This is a genomic window from Devosia indica, assembly GCF_003056405.1.
Classification (GTDB): Bacteria; Pseudomonadota; Alphaproteobacteria; order Rhizobiales; family Devosiaceae; genus Devosia; species Devosia indica.
The window spans coordinates 34,711-54,427 of record NZ_PYVZ01000020.1 but is presented as its reverse complement, the minus strand read 5'-3'; the positions used below and the strand labels follow the sequence as shown (position 1 = coordinate 54,427).

General features: G+C 62.1%; 19 protein-coding genes. 12 read left to right on the top strand and 7 right to left on the bottom strand.

The annotated features are described in order from the left end of the window. The first annotated feature begins 54 nt into the window (after nucleotides 1-54). The 5 genes from yghU (at nucleotide 55) to DDE76_RS17015 (ending at nucleotide 4,598) form a co-directional block, all read left to right on the top strand. A complete protein-coding gene (gene yghU / locus DDE76_RS17035; RefSeq protein ID WP_104893701.1) occupies nucleotides 55-921 on the top strand; it encodes a glutathione-dependent disulfide-bond oxidoreductase in 867 nt (288 codons plus the stop codon). 135 nt (nucleotides 922-1,056) lie between these two features. Further along, nucleotides 1,057-1,455, top strand: a complete 399-nt coding sequence (locus DDE76_RS17030; RefSeq protein WP_157955870.1) for a YciI family protein — start codon at nucleotides 1,057-1,059, stop codon at nucleotides 1,453-1,455. A gap of 124 nt (nucleotides 1,456-1,579) precedes the next feature. Then, on the top strand, nucleotides 1,580-2,443 hold the full coding sequence (motA, locus tag DDE76_RS17025) for a flagellar motor stator protein MotA (RefSeq protein ID WP_104893703.1): 864 nt from the start codon (nucleotides 1,580-1,582) through the stop codon (nucleotides 2,441-2,443). A 24-nt stretch (nucleotides 2,444-2,467) separates the two neighbouring features. Then, a complete protein-coding gene (locus DDE76_RS17020) occupies nucleotides 2,468-3,388 on the top strand; it encodes a flagellar motor protein MotB (RefSeq protein WP_104893704.1) in 921 nt (306 codons plus the stop codon). Between the two features lie 157 nt (nucleotides 3,389-3,545). Then, the gene (locus DDE76_RS17015; protein ID WP_104893705.1) at nucleotides 3,546-4,598 is read left to right on the top strand and encodes a FecR domain-containing protein; all 1,053 of its coding nucleotides are present in this window, start codon (nucleotides 3,546-3,548) and stop codon (nucleotides 4,596-4,598) included. Here DDE76_RS17015 and DDE76_RS17010 read toward each other — a convergent pair. Next, nucleotides 4,584-6,917 carry a putative bifunctional diguanylate cyclase/phosphodiesterase gene (locus DDE76_RS17010; protein ID WP_104893706.1) on the bottom strand — a complete coding sequence of 778 codons (2,334 nt, stop codon included), beginning with the start codon at nucleotides 6,915-6,917 and terminating at the stop codon, nucleotides 4,584-4,586. The two genes, DDE76_RS17015 and DDE76_RS17010, sit on opposite strands and share 15 nt — an antisense overlap. Before the next feature lie 143 nt (nucleotides 6,918-7,060). Here DDE76_RS17010 and DDE76_RS17005 point away from each other — a divergent pair, with 143 nt between their 5' ends. From DDE76_RS17005 to DDE76_RS16990, 4 genes are all read left to right on the top strand, one after another. Then, nucleotides 7,061-7,234 carry a DUF1328 family protein gene (locus DDE76_RS17005; RefSeq protein ID WP_104893707.1) on the top strand — a complete coding sequence of 58 codons (174 nt, stop codon included), beginning with the start codon at nucleotides 7,061-7,063 and terminating at the stop codon, nucleotides 7,232-7,234. Between the two features lie 78 nt (nucleotides 7,235-7,312). Next, complete coding sequence (locus DDE76_RS17000) at nucleotides 7,313-7,678, top strand: DUF1801 domain-containing protein (RefSeq protein ID WP_104893708.1); 366 nt, start codon at nucleotides 7,313-7,315, stop codon at nucleotides 7,676-7,678. A 120-nt stretch (nucleotides 7,679-7,798) separates the two neighbouring features. Beyond that, complete coding sequence (locus tag DDE76_RS16995) at nucleotides 7,799-8,407, top strand: hypothetical protein (RefSeq protein WP_104893709.1); 609 nt, start codon at nucleotides 7,799-7,801, stop codon at nucleotides 8,405-8,407. Next, complete coding sequence (locus DDE76_RS16990) at nucleotides 8,404-8,940, top strand: helix-turn-helix transcriptional regulator (RefSeq protein ID WP_104893710.1); 537 nt, start codon at nucleotides 8,404-8,406, stop codon at nucleotides 8,938-8,940. Before DDE76_RS16995 ends, DDE76_RS16990 begins: the two co-directional genes overlap by 4 nt. A 15-nt stretch (nucleotides 8,941-8,955) precedes the next feature. Here the strand turns inward: DDE76_RS16990 and DDE76_RS16985 are convergent, their stop codons facing one another. The 3 genes from DDE76_RS16985 to DDE76_RS16975 form a co-directional block, all read right to left on the bottom strand. Further along, complete coding sequence (locus DDE76_RS16985) at nucleotides 8,956-10,494, bottom strand: permease (RefSeq protein ID WP_104893711.1); 1,539 nt, start codon at nucleotides 10,492-10,494, stop codon at nucleotides 8,956-8,958. Next, complete coding sequence (locus DDE76_RS16980; protein WP_104893712.1) at nucleotides 10,491-11,255, bottom strand: ABC transporter ATP-binding protein; 765 nt, start codon at nucleotides 11,253-11,255, stop codon at nucleotides 10,491-10,493. The genes DDE76_RS16985 and DDE76_RS16980 overlap by 4 nt, the downstream gene beginning before the upstream one ends. A gap of 77 nt (nucleotides 11,256-11,332) precedes the next feature. Next, entirely contained in the window at nucleotides 11,333-11,767 is a 435-nt protein-coding gene (locus DDE76_RS16975) for an organic hydroperoxide resistance protein (protein WP_104893713.1), read from the bottom strand. Between the two features lie 102 nt (nucleotides 11,768-11,869). Here DDE76_RS16975 and DDE76_RS16970 point away from each other — a divergent pair, with 102 nt between their 5' ends. Further along, nucleotides 11,870-12,316, top strand: a complete 447-nt coding sequence (locus DDE76_RS16970) for a MarR family winged helix-turn-helix transcriptional regulator (protein WP_104893714.1) — start codon at nucleotides 11,870-11,872, stop codon at nucleotides 12,314-12,316. An 8-nt stretch (nucleotides 12,317-12,324) separates the two neighbouring features. Here DDE76_RS16970 and DDE76_RS16965 read toward each other — a convergent pair whose 3' ends face one another. From DDE76_RS16965 to DDE76_RS16955, 3 genes are all read right to left on the bottom strand, one after another. After that, nucleotides 12,325-13,299: a ribonuclease T2 family protein gene (locus tag DDE76_RS16965; protein ID WP_104893715.1), complete on the bottom strand. Its 975-nt coding sequence runs from the start codon at nucleotides 13,297-13,299 to the stop codon at nucleotides 12,325-12,327. Nucleotides 13,300-13,365: 66 nt separating this feature from the next. Continuing rightward, nucleotides 13,366-15,351 (bottom strand): bifunctional 2',3'-cyclic-nucleotide 2'-phosphodiesterase/3'-nucleotidase, encoded by a 1,986-nt coding sequence (locus tag DDE76_RS16960; protein ID WP_104893716.1) that lies wholly within the window; start codon nucleotides 15,349-15,351, stop codon nucleotides 13,366-13,368. A gap of 689 nt (nucleotides 15,352-16,040) precedes the next feature. Further along, the gene (locus tag DDE76_RS16955) at nucleotides 16,041-16,949 is read right to left on the bottom strand and encodes a sugar kinase (RefSeq protein ID WP_104893717.1); all 909 of its coding nucleotides are present in this window, start codon (nucleotides 16,947-16,949) and stop codon (nucleotides 16,041-16,043) included. A 133-nt stretch (nucleotides 16,950-17,082) separates the two neighbouring features. Here DDE76_RS16955 and DDE76_RS16950 point away from each other — a divergent pair, with 133 nt between their 5' ends. Continuing rightward, nucleotides 17,083-18,555 (top strand): mannitol dehydrogenase family protein, encoded by a 1,473-nt coding sequence (locus DDE76_RS16950; RefSeq protein WP_425430643.1) that lies wholly within the window; start codon nucleotides 17,083-17,085, stop codon nucleotides 18,553-18,555. Between the two features lie 240 nt (nucleotides 18,556-18,795). Continuing rightward, on the top strand, nucleotides 18,796-19,713 hold the full coding sequence (gene ypfJ / locus DDE76_RS16945; RefSeq protein WP_104893718.1) for a KPN_02809 family neutral zinc metallopeptidase: 918 nt from the start codon (nucleotides 18,796-18,798) through the stop codon (nucleotides 19,711-19,713). Nucleotides 19,714-19,717: the final 4 nt, after the last annotated feature.

Genomic DNA, 19,717 nt, shown 5'->3' with positions numbered 1-19,717 from the left:
AAGGCGATGAATCATTCGCCGTGATTTCAGGACACTGTCGAAAGAGCTGCTGCGATGACCGAATATGTGCCGCCCAAAGTCTGGACCTGGGACAAGGAAAACGGGGGTGCCTTTGCCAGCACCAATAGGCCGATCGCCGGGCCAACCCATGATCAGGAGTTGCCGCGAGGCGAGCATCCCATCCAGCTCTACTCATTGGCAACCCCCAATGGGCAGAAGGTCACCATCATGCTCGAGGAGCTGCTGGCGGCCGGGCATGACGCCGAATATGACGCGTATCTGATCAATATTGGCAAGGGAGACCAGTTCGGGTCGGGCTTTGTATCGGTGAACCCGAATTCGAAGATCCCCGCGATGATGGATTACGGCCCGAAAGAGCCGGTCCGGCTGTTCGAGAGCGGGTCAATGATGGTCTATCTGGCGGAGAAATTCGACGCGTTCCTGTCCAAGGATGCGGCCAAGCGGGCCGAGACGATGAACTGGCTGTTCTGGCAGATGGGCAGCGCGCCTTTTGTCGGCGGTGGCTTCGGGCATTTCTATGCCTATGCGCCCGTCAAGCTGGAATATCCGATCAATCGCTATGCGATGGAGACCAAGCGTCAGCTCGATGTGCTGGACCGCGAACTGGCGAACAAGGAATTCATTGCAGGCAGTGACTATTCCATCGCCGATATGGCGATCTTCCCCTGGTATGGCGGAATGGTGCTGGGCCGGGCCTATAATGCGGCCGAATTCCTCGATGTCGGTACCTATAAAAACGTCATTCGCTGGGCCGAGCAGATCGATGCGCGTGAACCGGTCAAGCGCGGGCGCACTGTCAACGCTGCGGGTGGTCCGGAAGACGAGCACCTTTACGAGCGTCATTCGGCGGCCGATGTCGACAAGGTGGTGGCGCTGCGCAAGGAGCGCGGGACAGTCTAGGGCGCACGCGACAAGCCATTTAGCAACAGCACTGGAAGGGCCGTTTCTGCCATGGGGAACGGCCCTTTTTCGTGGCGTTGTCGAAATTCGACCTATTGGATCGTCGCATGGTCAGAACCTGATTGGAGGACGGCAATGCGGTTTATGGCTCTTGTCTATATCGAGCCCGGTGCGATGGACGGGATGAGTGCGGATGATTTCCAGCGTCTGGACGACGCCACTATCGAGCATGACCATAAATTGCGGGCCAGCGGCCATCTGATCTATGCGTCGCCGCTGGCCGACGCCAATGCGGGGCGGGTGCTGCGCTTCGAGAATGGCGAGTTGATCCATCTCGATGGCCCCTATGCGGAGGCCAAGGAGGTTGTCGCCGGCTTCGTATTGCTTGAGGCGGAGAGCCTAGATGCGCTGACGCCATTGTTTGCCGACGATCCGATCCTTCAATACGGGCGGATGGAAATCCGGCCGCTGGTGGAGGATAGCCACAGCCAAACGGGCCAGAGGCGGCCCGAAATTGCGCCGGGGGGAGGCTGATCGCGATCATCGGGGGAGGGGACATACACCCCCTGTTAAGCCTGAGCGGACCATTATGTGAGCCACGGAAGCGGCGTTTCCTGCTTCTCATGCCCGTTTTGTATCCGCGTTTCGAGTAAGCCCAATGCGTCTGATTATCGGTATCGTCGTCGTCTTTGCCTGCGTGTTTGGTGGCTATTCGGCGATGGGTGGCCATGTTGAGGTGCTTTGGCAACCCTTTGAATTCGTGATCATTCTGGGTGCGGCGATCGGTGCTTTCATCATCGCCAATGGCGCACCGGTGCTCAAGGCGGTGCCCTCGATGTTCGGGACTTTGTTCAAGGGACCGAAATACAACAAGGCCGCCTATGTCGAGCTGCTGGGCCTGCAGTTCTCGATGTACAAGCTGATCCAGCAGAAGGGGATTCTGGGGATCGAGCCGCATATCGAAGACCCGCATAATTCCACCCTGTTCAACGCCTTCCCGACATTTGCCAAGAACCACCACGCGGTGGAGTTCGTGTGCGACTACATGCGCATGGTGACCATGGGGTCCAACAATGTGCATGAAATGGATGCGCTGATGGACGAGGAGCTGGAAACGCACCACCAGGAGCAGGAACGGATCGTGTCTGCCATGCAGGCGGTCGCGGACGGCACGCCGGCGCTGGGCATCGTGGCGGCGGTGCTGGGCGTGATCAAGACCATGGGCGCGATCTCGGAGCCACCTGAAGTGCTGGGGCATCTGATCGGCGGCGCACTGGTCGGCACGTTCTTCGGCGTGTTCGTCGCCTATGGCTTTTTCGGGCCGATGGCGCAGTCGCTCAAGAGCACGTTTGAGGCCGAGTCCAAATATTTCCTCTCGCTCAAGGTGGGCCTGCTGGCCCATATCGGCGGCCAGCCGCCGGTGATGGCGATTGAATTCGCGCGCAAGGCACTGATGAGCGAGGTTCGCCCGAGCTTTGCCGAAGTGGAAGCTGCGACCGCCGCCCTGCCGGCCACCACCTGATAGCCAGAACAGGGGTCAGCCAGAATGGCGAATTACGATCAGCCGATCATCATCAAGAAGATCAAGAAGAAAGGGCACGCCCACCATGGCGGTGCCTGGAAGATCGCCTATGCCGACTTTGTGACGGCGATGATGGCGTTCTTCCTGTTGATGTGGCTGATCAGCATGACGACGCCCGAGCAGAAGGAGGGGCTGGCCAACTACTTCGCGCCGGCATCCCTGAGCACCACGACCAGTGGCGCTGGCGGCGTCATGGGCGGCAATGCGATGGACAATTCGGGCAATCAGATGTCAGGCTCCTCGGCCGACGTGATCGAGGATCGCCCTGCCTCGCCGCAGAGCTCGGACCAGGGCACGACGGATACCCATATCGGCGGAGCCGCGCGCCAGCAAGGCAGCGAGCAACGCGCCAGCAGCGACAGTGAATTCAACCTGCAATCGCTCGAAGCGCAGGCCTTCCACAGTGCGGCGGCGAGCATCAAGCAGGCCTGGCAGTCACTGCCCGAGGTAACGCCGTTCATGGACAATCTGCTTGTCGAGCAGACCGAGGAAGGGCTGGATATCCAGATCGTGGACCAGCAGGGCCGACCGATGTTTCCAGAGGGGTCGAAATATCCGCTGGAGCCGACGCGTGCAGCGATCGCCGCGATTGGCCCGATCCTGCAGCAGCTCAATGCGCAGGTGACGATATCGGGTCACACAGCGGCGGGCGGGCGCTACGACAATCCCCGCTATGGTCCGTGGGAGTTGTCGGCGGATCGCGCCAATGTGGTGCGCTCGATCCTGGGCGAATTCGGCATGAGCGATGATCGCTTCAAGGCGGTGACCGGGCGGGCGACGGGCGAGCCGTTCTTCCCCAATGACCCCTATATGGCTGCCAATGAGCGGGTGCGGATTACCGTGGTGCATACACCGCCACCAGTGCCGGCTGGATTGGAATTCTGACAAGTCGGCAGTATTGCGCAGGAACGCATTAACCCTCGCCAATGAAGTGAGCGGGGTTCCGGGGGCGGCGAGACCCGAATTAAGCCTCGATTAAGCAGGTAAAGCGCGAAGTTGTTTCCAATGCGCGGGCAGTAGTCCGCCTTGGAGGTAGAAACCCATGCGTATCGCTCGTTCAGTGCTTGCAGCTCTTACTCTGATGTCCTTCAGCTCGGTCGCGCTGGCCGATGAATGGATTGCCGAACGCCTGCGGGGCACTGTCATGCAGTTCGAGCGCAATACCTGGGTGGCTCTTGAGCGGGGCGATGTGGTGCCCGATGGCGGCAAGGTGCGCACGGCCTCAAATGGGCGGCTGGAGCTGGTGCGCGGCCAGGAGAGCATTGCACTGGGTCCGAACACCCAGATAGCCGTTCGGGATGCGGCGGGCCAGAAGATGACCAGCGTCATTCAGAGCAGCGGCGTTGTGACCATTGAAGCCGAGAAACGCAATGTGCAGCATTTCTCCGTGCAGACGCCGGTGCTGGCCGCCGTGGTCAAGGGTACACAGTTCACAGTCACCTACAGCAATGGACAGGCCCGGGTGGATGTCGGGAGCGGCGTGGTGCAGGTGCAGGACAACGTGCATGACATGGTGGTCGATGTGACCCGCGGGCAGTCGGCCGCTGCCAGCCAAGCGTCGCCCCTGGATATCAGCGGGCCGGGGGCGGACAAGGCCGTTTTCCTTATCGATGGCGAGCCGGTGCCTGCTGCGGCCCGGGCCGCAGTGCTGGACGGTAACCTGCCTGCCGAAGCGGCACTCGAAGCGGTCAGGACTGGTGGCGTTCCCAATATCAATGCGCGTGTAAATGCCGGTGGTCAGGGCAATGGGGTGAGTGCGAACGTTCGCCTCGGGCAGGGAAACAACGGCAATGGCAACGGCAATGGCCGGAACGGCGTGACCGCGTCGGCCGACGTTGGCAATGGTAGCGCAAATGCCGCGGTTGGTGCTGGCAATGCCAATGCCAGCGCCTCCGTTGGCGGCGGCAATGGTGTTTCCGTCAATGTCGGTGTTGGCAATAGCGGCAATGCCCAAGGTCAGGGTGGCGACGGCAACAACGGCAATGGCAATGGTGGGAGCGCCAGCGTTGATGTCGACCTGGGCATTGTCGATGTCGAGGTGAGCGTCGGTGGCGGCAATGGGCTGGGTCTGGGGCTGGGCCTATTGGGCAATTAGGCCCGGAGGGTTCCGGGCCGGGGCCGCAAGGATTGCGTGCATGTCGGTGTCTGAAATCGGGCGGCTGAAATAATAGCCCTGGCCGTAATTGCAACCGAGTGCGCCCAACAGGCAGGCCGTCGCCTCATCCTCGACGCCTTCGGCAATGGTGAGCTTGTCCATCCTGGCCGCAAGGTCGACGATGGCCGCCAGCAGATTGCGGTCTGAAGCGGACGTGCGGTCGCGCACGAAGCTTTGGTCGATCTTGACCAGGTCGAAGGGCAGGTCGCGGAAATAGCTGAGCGACGAATAGCCGGTGCCGAAATCGTCGATGGCGAGGCGTACGCCCAGATCGCGCAATTGCCACATCACCGCGTGGACGCGACCGGGATCTGTGACCCGGCTGCTCTCGGTAATTTCCAGTTCGAGACGTGAGGCCGGCAGGCCCGAACTGCGCAGGGCGTTCGCCACGGTTGCGGCCAGATCGACATGCTGGAACTGGATCGGCGATACGTTGACGGCCACCGTAATCGGGCTTGGCCACGCGGCTGCCTGCTGGCAGGCCTCGAAGAGGATCCAACGCCCCAGCTCGACGATGAGGCCGGTTTCCTCGGCAAGCGGAATGAACTCGGCGGGAGAGACCGGGCCCAATTCGGGGTGGTCCCAACGCATCAGGGCTTCGGCGCCGATGATGTTGCGAGATTTGAGATCGACCTGGGGCTGGAAGTTCAATCGAAGCTGATTGCGGCCCAGAGCCCGGCGCAGATCGCGATCAAGCCGGCGGTGACGGTCCAGGATCGACTGGTCCGCAGGGCTGAAGCTTCGGGTTTGAAGCCGATCGGCACGGGCCTGGATCAACGCGATCTCTGCCTGATTGAGCAGTTCGGCGCGTGTGTGCGCGCCGCTGGCATACCCGACGACGACTTCGATATGCAGGTGGTGGCCGTCAGCATGATATTCGCCCGAAAGGCTCGTTCTGAGCTGGGTGGCTGTGCGGGCCAATCCGTCCGCATCGCCATCATCGCCGCGCAGCAAGGCGAATGTCGCGGGGGCGGTGCGCGCAACCTCGGTGAACCCGGCATGCCCCAAGCGGTGGGCAAACTGGTACAGCACAGCTTCGACCACATCGTGGCCCAGCGTGACCCGCAGTTCGTCAGTGGCCTGAACCTGCAGCAGCAGAAGCACTTGCGGCACCAGCGTGCGGGGCAGTTCCATCAATCCCTGCTGGGAGAGCAGGCCGGTCGCCGCGTCGTGGGTGGCCAGAAAACGCAAACGGTCCTGCGCGGCACGGCGGGCAAGGAGATGATTGTAGCCATTGTCTGCCAGGGCCAGGCCAAACAGGATGACCAGGCCAACATGCAGGCTGGCGGTGCTGACCAGCAGGTTGAGTTGGGCGTAGGCTAAGAGCGCCATGGCCTCGCCGAGAAAAGACGTCATTGCCAGGGTGGCGAAAATGGTCGGCACATTGGCCCGGCGTGGGCGGAAGAGCAGCAGAAGCGCGAGGGCGGAGACAATCAGAACGCCGGGCAGGTGACCCCAATTGGTCAGGATCCGCCCAGTCTTTAGGGTCTCCAGAGCCAAAGCCTGAAGGACCGGCCCTGGTATCACGCCATAGCGAGGAACAGTGAAGAAGTCGCGCAACTCGATGGCGCTGGCCCCGACGATGACCTGCTTGCCCGCGAGCAGGGCCGGGTCTACGCGACCGTAGAGAACATCTGTGAAGCTCAGGCGCGGCAGATCGGCCAGGTTCAGGCTGAAGTCGATCTCGAGGATTTCAGGCAAGGCGGACTGATTGCGGGCAAGCTGAACCGCCAGAGCGGGAATAGTGCCATGTTCATCCGTGGCGGAAACGGGCAGGCTGCGTGCCGTTGCAGTCAGCGGGTCCAACAGCACATTGACCAGAACCGAGCCGGCACTGGCTGCGAATTCAGGCAGGGGTCGGGAAAAATGGAATTGGCCATCAGCCCCCGTCTGGGCAAATGCCGCGAGCCATGCATAGCCGCCTGCCCGTTCCAGGGCCGCAGTGAACTGGGCGTCGTCGAAGGGATCGCGGCTGCTTGAAAAGTCGATGTCGAAGACCACTTCGTCAGCGCCTGCGGCCATGAGACGGTCTAGCAGGGCGGCGTGCAGGCTGCGCGGCCAGGGCCAGATGCCCATTTCCGCCAGACTTTGGCTGTCGATCTCAACGACGACGGTCGTCTCGCTCACCGGTCGGGACGTGGCGGCCAATCGCCAATCGTCCAGGCGGCGGTCGAGCGAGGCCAGCATGCCGGACTGGGTCAAACCCAGCAGCACCAGTATTGCCACAATGGCAGCGGTCCATCTCAGCAGGTGCCGCAACAACAATCTCCCCGGCCAGAGCGTATATTAGCGTGACCGCCCCTCACATCCGGTTAAGACCGGATATTTCGTGCATTCATGCTGGAACGGAGCAAGAGCGGCGACGTTTGCAAGATGAACCAGACAAAAGGCAAAGATATCCAATGCTGCAACTCTTGCTCATTCTCGTCGTCGTCGCGCTTGTTGCCGGCATGTTGGGGTTTTCCGGACTGGCCGGGGCGGCGGCAACCCTCGCCAAGATCGTTGCCGGCATCATGCTCATCGGCATCGTCATCATCCTGATCATGGCGATGATGGGCCTGGCGATCCTGTTCTAGGTCCTCGAAGCCGATTGTTCTCCGTCGCAGGCAGCGTTAGTTTTTGATCTTGCGCTGCCTGTTCGGAAGGGGAGGACGATGTGCAAGCAAGAGGTGGATGCCTGGTTTGCCGAGTATGACTCGCCGCAGAAGACGCTGATGCAGGCGGTTCGCGCCGTAATGCTGGGTGCCGATGCGCGGCTGGGCGAAACCATCAAATGGAAGACGCCGACCTTTGTCTGCAATGGCAATCTGGCCAGCTTCAATCCCCGCTCCAAGAAACATGTCAGCCTTCTGGTGCACAATGGCGCGCGTATTCCGGGACAGTTTCCAAGTCTGGAGGGGACGGGCGAGGAAGCGCGAACCATGAAGGTGCATGACGCCGCAGACCTTGCTGGCAAGCAGGTGGAATTGGAGGGGTTGGTGCGTGCGTGGTGCGACTGGAAATCACCAGTTTTGCGTTAAGCGTCAAATATTACGCCTTTCACATAGTGCAAATGTGCTATGTAATTTGGTATTCTTCGCAAGCATTATTGATCGGGTCAGGCCCGAGACAGCATGTGCTAGTCGCAACCAGGAGGGGGGATGGCTGCCGACAATGATGATCTGGTGGATCAGATCTACCAGGCGATGCACGGCACATTATCCTGGCAGAACTGGATCGATGGGCTGAATGCCCGGTTCGATGGGGTGAAGTTTGCACTTTGGGGGCATGACCTGAAGGCAAACAGCCATCTTGGCATGGTCCATAGCGGCTATGACAAGGACTATATGCAGCAATGGATCGATTATTATTCCAGGGTAAACGCCTGGGCACCGGGTCTTGCGCAGGCACCGGTCGGGGTGGCGCAAACGGCAGAGCAATTGCTGGACCGACAGTCGCTCCTGACGACCGAATACTACCATGACTGGGTGCGTCCACAGGAAGACATCGCGACCGGGGTCGGCATCACCTTCTTTTCCGATGCCAACCGCTTCTTCGGCCTGACCGCAAATGTGCGCCTCAAGGATGAGGAGCAGCGCAATCCGGAGTTGAAGACGATGATGACGCGCATTGCCCCGCATCTGTCGCGCGCTTTCGATGCGGCCAGACGCATGCCCAAGCCAGGCAATGCGGAGGACCTCGAGAATTTGTCGCACGGCTACCGATCGCTGCGGTGGCGCTCAATTCGAAGGGCCATCTGTGCTACATGAACGCACTGGCGCAGCAGTTCATCGATGACTGGGCCGAACCGCAGATCAGCAGCAATGGGGCGCTGGTCTTTGCTGACCCGCAGGCCGAAGACCTGCTTGCAAAGGGTATTCAGGCAATTGCCTTTGGCACCATGCGCCTGCTGCCACATCGCGTATCGCTCAAACTGGGAAAGGGCAGTGCGAGCTGGCGCATGAGCCTGGTGCCCAGCCCTCTGGCGGCCGGTGAAAAGCGCTTTGCCCTGGATGACCAGATGCGTCCCGTGGCCTTCCTGTTCATGGAAGCAAGCGCAGGGCAAATCAAACAAAGACTGGCTGACGAACTCGGCAAGCGGTTTGGCCTGTCCCCGGCGGAAACCGCTCTGGCGCTTGCGCTTTATGGCGGAGAGACGCTTGGCGTGATCGCCGCGCGCAAGGGCCTGAGTGTGCATACGGTCCGCAACCAGCTCCGGACCACTTTTGCCAAGACCCACACGCACCGGCAACATCAGCTAGTGCGGCTGATATCGGACCTGCTCGGCGAAAAGCACGATTGAGATCCGGCGCACGGACTAGCCCTGACGGGGCGCCAGGAGGCGGGCAATTGCCAGAACCAGCAAGGCCAGAATTGCCGGGCCGATGGCAAGGGACAGGCCTGCGGCCCAGAGCGCGCCAGTACCAGCCCAGAGGATGGATGAAAAGGCCTCGCAGAGGGTTGCCGCCCGCGAGGCGACCTGACGACGGCGGAACATTGAACGCTTGGCGGTGACGCGAAACCAGAGCTGAATGGTGGTTGACGCGGCTGCTGCTGCGGCAGCGCAAGCTGCGGTGACGAGCGCCATGGGCCAGGCGGCAAGGCCGATCATGAGCAGAAGCGGCGCCATGACCAGGGCAATGATGGTCAGCACGGCCTCGATCTTGGCGCGCAATATCGTGGACGGAGTAAGGGGCGCGGTTGCGACCAGATCATGTGCGTCCTCGCCTGAGATGGCGAGCCAGGCAAGGCCACCGGCCAGTTGGCCGCAGGCCATGACCAGCACCGGCACAATGACAATGAAAGTGCCATCGCCGGATGATGCGCCGTAATTGATCCAGAGCAGCAGGGCGGGTGGCACCAGATAGAGCAATTGCATCAGGGTTTGCGAGAGTAGCCAGGGGTCGCGCTGGAGCAGCAGGAATTCCTTGCGGCGCAGGGCCTGGCGCTGGCTGGCCGGGCGGAAGGCCCGTTTTTGCGGTCGGCGCTGGCCGCGGACATGATTGAGCCCGGCGGCGGCGGTGGCCAGGCGGCCATAGCTGGGGGCGATGAGGGCCGCTGTTGCCGCAAATGCAATGAGTGACAAGGCTATCATCAGTAGGGCCGGCATGGGTTCGCCCAAAGCCGCGCGCGCGGGGAGCCAGAGCAGGCTGTCGGAAGCCGGCGCGGCGGCGACGATGGCATCGGACTGGAAGAAAGCGAGCCGCGAAAAGCCTTCGTGGGAGAGAATGGCGGCGGCCTGGATACCGATGACAAAGCCGGCGCCGACAATACCGGCCACGATCTGGGCAATCAGGCGCGTACGGCGGGGGCCGGTGAGGCGGAATAGCAGGCGAGTGACAGCCATGGCGATGGCGACAGAGAGTGCAGCCAGGGCAATGATGACCAGGAAGGCTGAGAACCAGCGCAGACCGTCTTGCAGAACGAGGGCCATGACCAGGGGGCTGACGAGAACAAGCCCGAGGGCGGTCGTTGAGACAAAGACCGTGCCGGCGCGGACGGCAAATAGCCGGGCACTTGAGGCCGGCGAAGACAGGATCAGGTCGAGATCGGACCGTCCATAATAGACCCTGGTGACCGCTTCGAGCGCCTGGGACAGGGTGACCGTCCAGAACAGCAGGCCCATGCCTGAGATCATCACCAGCGCCTGCTTGTCGATGACTATGCCCGCCTCGACCCAGGGCCGGACCGCGAACCAGGCGATGAGAAGCATGATACCGAAGACCGTGCCGCCTCCTGCGGCCCAGCCAAAGAGGCGGACGCGTCGGCCGCCGGTCATAATGGCCAGCGTGTCACGCCAGGCGAGGCGAAATTCATGTGCTGCGAGCCAGGGCAGCGATGCGGGGGCGAAGGTCACGCGGCGTCCTGTTTTGACAGGCCGTTTTCGGCCGCGCCCTGGGCAACCAGATCGAGAAAGATTTCCTCGAGCGTAGTTTCGCGGCCGATGCGGGTCCGCAACTCCTCGAGCGTACCTTCGGCGATCAGGCGGCCTTCGGCAATGACACCAATACGTTCGGCCATGCGCTCGGCGACTTCGAGAATATGGGTGGTCATGATGACGGTGACGCCTGCTGCCGTCTTGCTGCGCAGGACATCCTTGACCTGGCGGGCGGAACCTGCGTCCAGGCCGGTCAGCGGCTCGTCGAGAATGATGAGATCGGGGTCATGCACGAGGGCACCTGCCAGGGCGACCTTTTGCAGCATGCCCTTGGAGAAGCCGCCGCACAGTTCATTGGCATGGGGCGAGAGACCGAGCCAGTCGATCAGGTCGTGTGCCGATTGGCGGGCGCGGGCCGGACCGACCTGCCAGAGCCCGGCGACGAAATCGAGATATTCGAGCGGGGTGAGGCGGTCATAGACCATGGGCTCATCGGACACCCAGGCCATGCGGCGCTTGGCGGAGACCGGATCGGCCAGGGCGTCAATACCCAGGATTGAAATCGATCCGCTATCGGGTTTGAGCAGGCCTGCCACCATGCGCAGGATGGTGGTCTTGCCGGCGCCATTGGGGCCGAGCAGGGCGTAGAATTCGCCGGCTCCGACCGTCAGATCGACACCCTTTACGACCGGGCGGTCGAAGGCTTTGGTGAGGCCGGAAATGGAAAGGGCGGCGGGCATGGCGGCTCCTGTTGGTCTGGAAACGCTAGCCTGGCCGCCCTTTCGGTCAAGTGAATGGCAATCGTTAACGGATTGAATCAGGCGACAGTGAGGGTCACGTCGACATTGCCGCGCGTGGCATTGGAATAGGGGCAGATCTGGTGGGCTTTTTCCACCAGCGCTTCGGCCTCAGCCTTCTCGAAGCCGGGAACGGTAATCTTGAGTTCTACGGCGATGGCAAAGCCGGGGCCCTTGGCGTTTTCGCCGAAGGAGACGGCAGCGTCGATGGTGGTTTCGTCGGGAATCTTGACCTTCTCGCCGCGGGCCACAGCCTTGAGGGCGCCCAGGAAGCAGGCAGAATAGCCGGCGGCAAAAAGCTGCTCGGGATTGGTGCCGGGACCATCATTGCCGCCCATTGCCTTGGGCGTGTCGAGCGTGACTTCCAGGCGACCGTCATCGGTCTTGCTGGTGCCGCCGGCGCGGCCGCCGGTGGTGTGGGCGTGGGCAGTATAGACGGCTGACTTGATGCTCATGGGTCTTGCTCCTTGGTTGGGTGAAGGATATATAGCGCACAATTAAATTGTGTGCAATAGAATTTTGTGTGCTAGTTTTGTGACCGAACGAGAGAGGTTGCCATGGCTGACCAGCCGATGCCGCATATAGACCAGATGCTGTGCTTTGCCGTCTATGCGGCGGGGCACGCCTTCACGCGGTTCTACAAGCCGCGGCTCGATGCGCTGGACCTGACCTATCCGCAATATCTGGTGTTCCTGGTGCTCTGGGAGCGGGACGATATTACGGTCAAAGCGCTGGGGGATAAATTGTTCCTTGATTCAGGAACAATCACGCCGTTGATCAAGCGGCTTGAGGCACGTGGCCTGGTGCAGCGGCGGCGGGACGAGGATGATGAACGGCAGGTCCGCATTCGCCTGACGTCCGAGGGTAGGGCGCTGGAAGCCAAAGCCCTGGCCATTCCCCTGGCGGTGGTGGAGGGAACCGGGTTGTCGCTGGAAGGCGCCGAGGCGCTGCGGCGGGAATTGCTGGCGCTGCGGGCGCGGCTGGATGGGGTGGAGGAGCGGTAACGCCGCCATTACCGCAGCCCAACTGCATCAACCTGGCCCGAGCGGCAATCGGAATCGGCCGGGTCGGCCGCCTGTAGTAAGGCACCGAAATCATCGGGGCCGGTGATTTCGCCGGTCAGGTTGATCTGCAATTCGGTGATGAGTGTGCGATTGCCGTCGCGGACGCAGCTCATGGCAACGCGTTCGCCGCTTCCCGTACCAAACGAGGCATCAAAGGCATCGCGAATTTGGTCCAGGGTGATGCGCTTGCCGATATTGCTGGCGAAGAGCGCGGCGACCTGGGAGGTGTTGAGCGCCAGCATCAGGTCCAGCGAGTCGCCAAAATAGTCGCGCTGGTCGGTGCCGTAGCAGGTGCCGTGCTTAGTCCATTCGTGGCGATCAAGGCCGGACTGGCTGCCGGGCATGACTTCATCCAGATCGCGCCGCTGGGCGATGGTGAGGTCGAGCATTGGCAGGTCGCGCCAGCGGCCATCGCGGCTGGCCCAGATGTCACGCTCGGGGACGCCGCAATACTCCTTGCTGCGCGGCTGTGGCCAGAGGCCATGCAGTGTGAAATGGGTGGCTTCGAAACTGTTCTCGCGCTGGTTGCGGCATTCGGTGGCGCGGGACGCGGTTTCGCAGAAGGCGGGCTGCCAATTGACGGCAAGCACGTATTGCGTGCCGCGATAGCCGGAGGACGATGGTGGTGTTGACGCCTGTGGCAGAGGAATATCGGTGGTGCCGCAACCGACTTCCACCCATCGGCGATTGGGCTGGGCCTCGGGCATGACGAGCAGGAGATGGGTGGCTGGCCTGGTGTTGGCGGCGACGAGTTCGTAGGTGGCGCCGGGACGGATACTGATGTCGCCCGGATTGGTCTGTCGACTGATCGACTGGTAGGCGGGGCAGGTTTCTTGCGCGGTGAATGTGCCGGAAAGGGCGACTTCGGCCCTTGCAGGAAGGACCAGCAGCGTCAGGGCCAGGACGAGAAAATTGCGCAGCATGTGGCCTCCCGAAATGAATGAGGGAGCCATAAAGGCTCCCCCACAGGATTGCAAAAACGGGACCGCTCAGAGTGTGATGCGGTAGATGCCAAATCCGGCTTCGTCGGTTTCCCCTGTCGCCTCGATGCTGACGGCGGTGACATCGGCCACCTTGTCGGCAGCTTTCGGGCCGGTGGCAAAGAGCACGGTGGTGTCGCCAATCGGGGCGAGCGACCAGTTGCTGTCGGCCTTGGGGTTGATGGTGCCGTTTTCGATGATGAAGCGGACGATGATGTCGCGATTGGTATCGGGACCGATGAAGATGATGTTCTCGGCACCGGTGCCCGGGAAGGAGCCGCCACCGCCGGCACGATAGTTGTTCGAGGCGATGACGAACCTGGCTTCCGGATCGATCGGTGCCCCGTCAAACATCAGGTCGACAATACGATTGGCGTCGGGGTTGATCTCTTCCTTGCCGTCCGAAGAGTATTTGGAGGGCTGGGTGAGGTCGATCTTGTAGGTGACGCCGTCGATGACGTCGAAATTATAGGACGGAAACTCGGGATTGATGAGTTCGGCGTCTGTGGCGCCCGCCTCGACCTGGTTGAAGATGCCGGCCGAGCGTTCAAGCCAGTTCTTCACATCGGCACCGGTGACGACCAGGGCCTGGATGGTGTTGGGGTAAAGATAGAGGTCGGCCACGTTCTTGATGGCGACCGGACCGACAGGGACGTCGGTGTAGTATTCCGGGCCGCCACGGCCACCGGCCTTGAAGGGGGCAGCGGCCGAAAGGATCGGCAGGCCTTCCCATTCAGTGCCCTTCATCATCTGCTCGATATACCAGGACTGAGCCTGGGAGACGATCTGCACGGAGGGATCGTCGGCAACGAGCGCGAAATAAGAGTGCAGCGGGGCGGCGGTTTCACCGACCGGGCGACGGATATAGTCGAGCGTTTCCTGGTGCTCGGCAGCGACGGATTCCGCGACGACGGGCAGAGATTCGACGGTGGGCACATTGGCATTGTCGATGCGCTCGACGATAGGACGGGCCTCGGAGGTGTGCGAGACAACGGCCCATTTGCCATCGGCATCGACTTCGAGCAGCAGGTCGATCAGGCCCATATGCGAGCCCCAGAAGCCGGGCATGACGGCCGGCGTGCCATTGAGAGTGCCGGCTTCGATATCGGCGCCGGGAACGTCGGCATAGTTCGGGCCGGGGAAAACCAGGTGATGGTGACCGGTCAGAACGGCATCAATGCCGTCGACAGCGCCCAGATGGAGCGAGGCATTTTCCATGCCCGGGACATATTCGCTGCCATCGATGCCGGAGTGGGAGAGGGCAACGACGATGTCGGCGCCTTCTTCGCGCATTCTGGGCACCCAGGCCTGGGCTGCCTCGACGATGTCACGCACCACGACCTTGCCGGTGAGGTGGGTGGCATCCCAGGTGAGGATCTGCGGGGGCAGGAAGCCGATGACTCCGATCCTGATGGTATGGGTCGCGCCCGAACCGTCGGTCAGCTCTTTTTCGAAGATGCGGTAGGGGTCGAGATAGGTGTCGTCCTCGAGCGGATTGTCGCCCAGCTCGGTACCGCGTACCAGATTGGCCGAGACCAGGGGGAAGTTGGCGCCTTCAAGGGCGCGGTCGAGAAATTCGAGGCCGTAGTTGAACTCGTGGTTGCCCAGGGTGGCGGCGTCGTAGCCCAGCGTATTGAGCGCAGCGACGGCGGGGTGGATGTCCCCCTGGTTGAGGCCCTTTTCATAGGCCATGTAGTCGCCCATCGGGTTGCCCTGAATCAGGTCGCCATTGTCGAACAGCACGGCATTGCCGGCCTCGGCGCGGATCTGTTCGATGATGGCTGCGGTGCGCGCCAGACCCATGGTGTCGTTGGGGGCGTCGGCATAATAGTCGTAGGGCAGGATGGCGACGTGAATATCGGTCGTCTCGATGATGCGCAGATGCGCCTGGTTGGCCTGGGCCATGGCCGCGAAAGGGTGCATGGCGACCATGGCGCCCACACTGGCCGATCCGGCCAGGAAGCTGCGCCGGGATATGGCTGGGAAGAAGTTCATTTGATCGTCTCCAATGAAGTGCCGCTCTGCCGGGGGCGTGCTCCCGGGCTGCCGGTTTTCGACCGGCTTGTGGCGCTTCCCCGTCCACGGGGAGCAGACCGCTCATGCCCTGCGCAAATGACGCGCGCATGACGGCTGGATAGAGACGCTATGAAGTTTTTACCGGTTGGTCAATTTATGACAGTTTGATTACAGTGGACGTGACGGAATGCCGGTCGGCCTGTTCGACCTCCGGTTCTGAAATGGACGTGTCCCGAGGCGCGTGCGTCTCAGTAAAACTAAATAATAGAGACGTCGCCGACTCGGAACGCCGGGTTTCTACTGCTGTTCGTGGCCCCTATTGATCGCTCGTCGCAAGGTGGCCCGACTAGCAGGCGAGCCCTGGAGCGAATCCAGTCTCACCGGCTCCTCCCGCAACTGTTCGCTGCAGTCCGCCCATCGCGGGAGAGATGGGAAGAGTATGGGGGAGGATTTTGGGGCGGGGATTACTTTTGGATTGGAACGTATTTTGATGGGGATAGCCCCATCCAGCCTCCCACCGGAGGAGGGGAGGGTCCATCGAGCCAGTTGCGCTCATGCCATTCGCGCGTAGCGCTCATGGCCTTCTCGTCTCAAATCGCTCCACTGGAGCGATTTGCCCTAACGGGACGGTTTCGAAGCCCCGCCCGCGGGGGAGGAAGATCAGTGCCTTACTGAACCAGTTTCGGATCCACCAGCGCGCCCTTGTGGCCGATGACGATGCCGGCGGTGCCGTGGGCCGCCTCGGCGGCTTCGCGCAAGCTCTTGCCGGTGAGGCGGGCCGAGAGATAGGCGCCGTTGAAGCTGTCGCCGGCGCCGGTGGCGTCAACGACATTGGAGTTGGCGGGCGGAGCGATGCGGACACGCTCATGGGCGGTGGCGATGAGGGCTTCCCTGCTGCCGTCCTTGACCACGACCTCCTCGACGCCGAGTTCGAGATAACGGTCAGCGGTGTCGTCGATGGTCTTGTCGCCAAAGAGCGGGGCCTCGTCGGTATGGGTGGGCAGGACGATATCGCAGAGGCTGGCGGCGGCGGTGAGGACGCCGGCCATGACGCGGGGGGAGGACCAGAGGGCGGGGCGCAGGTTGGTGTCGAAGGCGATCTTTGCGCCATTGTCGCGGGCCTTGACGATGGCGCCGAGGAGGCGGCCGCGGGCGCGGGGGGCGAGAATGGCCAGGGTAATGCCGGAGAAATAGACCAATTCGGCGCCTTCCACGGCATTAGCAAGCGCAGACTTGTCGTCGGCCAGAAGCTTGGCAGCGGAGGTGTCGCGCCAATAGGTGAAGTGGCGGTCGCCCTTTTCCTGGTGGATCATGTAGAGGCCAGGACGGCGATCATGAATGGTCTGGATGTGGCCGGTGCCGATGCCGTTGTCGTCGAGGAAGGCGCGGATGTCGGCCGAGTAGCGGTCCTGGCCCAATGCGGTGACATAGTCCACCGACCAGTTCTTATCGAGCAGGGCGCGCAGGTACCAGGCGGTGTTGAGCGTGTCGCCGGCATAGCCGAGGCGATAGGTGCGGTCTTCGCCGCCGCTCATCTCGATCATGCATTCCCCGATTGAGACGATGCGCCTGGTCACGAATGTCCTCCTGAACTTCAAGCGGGTTATGCCGGTGCGGGCTTGCTCCGGCAAGGGGTTCCAACTAAAGAGGCTCTATCCTGCTCAAAACTTCCATACAAGATGGAAGCCGCATGCCTCGAGGAGATTTTCCGTGTCCAGCCCGCGCCTCAGTTCAGCCAGCCTTGCCACACTCGCCAAGGGGATAAACGTGCCCGGCTATGACCGCGCCAAGGTGACGCCAGGGATCGTGCATCTGGGGATTGGTGCGTTTCACCGGGCGCATATGGCGGTCTATGTCGACGATCTGCTGGGCAAGGATCCGAGCTGGGGCATTGTCGGCGCGAGCCTGAGGCGGCCGGACACCAAGGAGGCGCTGGAGCCGCAAGACGGGCTCTATACGATTGCCGTGCGCGATGCCAAGGGCACGCATCCGCGCGTGATCGGTTCGATCCTTTCGGTGATGGACGCGAACACACAACGCGAGGAATTGCTGACGCTGATGGCTGACCCATCGATCCGCATCGTGTCGCTGACGGTGACGGAAAAGGGCTATTGCCATGACCCGGCAACCGGGGAGCTGGACCAGAAGCATGCCGACATCGTGCATGACCTCAGCAACCCGACCGCGCCGAAATCGGCGCCGGGCATGCTGGTGGAGGCACTGGCGCGGCGCAAGGCGTCGGGTGTGGCCCCCTTCACGGTGATGAGTTGCGATAATCTGCCGAGCAATGGCGAAACGGCCAAGCGGATCGTGACGGCATTTGCGGCGCTGCGCGATGCCGAACTGGGCGAATGGGTGAAATCTGTTGCCTTCCCCTCGACCATGGTGGACCGCATCGTGCCTTCAACGACCGACGCGGACCGGGACGAAGTTGCCGGATTGATCGGGGCGAAGGATGCCTGGCCGATCATGACCGAGCCGTTCACCCAATGGGTGATCGAGGATCATTTTCCCTCGGGCCGACCGGCCTTTGAGACCGTCGGGGCGCAATTGGTCGAGGATGTGGAGCCGTTCGAGTTGATGAAGCTCAGGATGCTCAATGGTTCTCATTCGACCATGGCCTATGCGGGCTATCTGGGCGGCTATGAATACATTGCCGAGGTGATGGGCGATCCGGCCTATGTGAAGCTGATCCACGGGTTGATGACCGAGGAGGCGATGCCGACGCTGGATATGCCGGGCGTCGATCTGGGCGCCTATCGCGACCAGTTGCTGGAGCGGTTCCGCAATCCGGCGCTGAAGCACCGGACCTGGCAGATCGCCATGGATGGCAGCCAGAAACTGCCGCAGCGCCTGCTGGGCACGATCCGCGACCGCCTGAAGGCCGGGCGGGGTTTCGAGCGGCTGGCGCTCGGGGTGGCGGCATGGATGCGTTACGTCACCGGCGTCGCCGAGGATGGCAGCGAGATCGATGTGCGCGATCCACTGGCGCTCAAGATGCATGCGATTGCGGCCGATGCGGGGGATGACGCTGAGGCACTGTTCGATGGGCTGGTGGGGCTCAGAGAAGTGTTCGGGGCCGACCTGGCGGGGCATGCGGATTTCCGCGCTGTGGTCGTGGGGCATCTGGAAAGCCTGTTCGACGAGGGTGCGCGGACGACAGTGAAGAAGGTGGCGGGGTGACCCCCTCCTAGCTTTGCTATGGCCCTTTGGGCCAAGCGCCGCCGTTAGCCATTCGCGCATAGCGCTCATGGCCTTCTCACCTCCGAGTGCGCCACCGGCGCACACGCCCCTACGGGACGGATCGAAGCCCCTGGTAGGGGGCGGTGAGGCTCTGCGTTCATTCAAGCCGCCTGCGTGGAACCGGTTCCCCCGTGCGATGCTTACTGCTAGCGTCATCAAAATCTTGAAAGGCGTCGGGCGATGAAGTGGCGGGGTCGGGAGCGCAGCTCCAATATCGAGGATCGGCGCGGACAGCGCAGCGGCGGCCTTGGTGGGCTGGGCGGCTTGGGGCGCAGCGGGGGCATTCGCATTCCCACGGGGCGTGGGTCGCGTGGCGGGATTTCGGGGCTGATCGGGATCGTGGTGGTGCTGGGGATCATCTGGTTTGCCACGGGTCAGAATCCGCTCGACATGCTGACCGGCGGGTCGAGCATGGGGCCGGCGTCCAGTGCGACGTCGCGGCAGCTTCCGGCGGAGGGACAGGACGAGCTGGCCGACTTCGTCGGCGTGGTGGTCAAGGAAACCGAGGATTTGTGGAATGAACAGTTCGCGGCCATCGGGGAAGACTATCCCGAGCCGGTCGTGGTGCTGTTTACTGACGCGGTCAATACAGCCTGCGGGGCGGCGGACAGCTCGGTTGGGCCGTTCTACTGTCCGGGGGACAGCAAGGTCTATATCGACCTTTCCTTCTATGACCAGTTGCACCGCCAGTTCGGGGCGCCGGGCGATTTCGCCCAGGCCTATGTGCTGGCCCATGAAGTGGGACACCACATCCAGAACCTGACCGGGGTATTGCCCGAACTCAACCGGGCACGGCAGTCGATGAGCCAGGAGGAGTCCAATGCCTGGTCAGTGCGGGTGGAATTGCAGGCTGACTGCTATGCTGGCGTCTGGGCCAATTACGCCGGGCAGGAAAACCTGCTCGATAGCGGTGATATCGAGGAAGCGCTGAACGCGGCCAACCAGATCGGCGATGATACGCTGCAAAAGCGCATGCAGGGATTTGCCGTGCCCAAGACCTTCAACCACGGCACGTCGGCGCAGCGGCAGGAGTGGTTTGCGCGGGGCTATCAGTCCGGCAATCCGGGGGATTGCGACACGTTCTCGGGGAATGTGTAGCCGG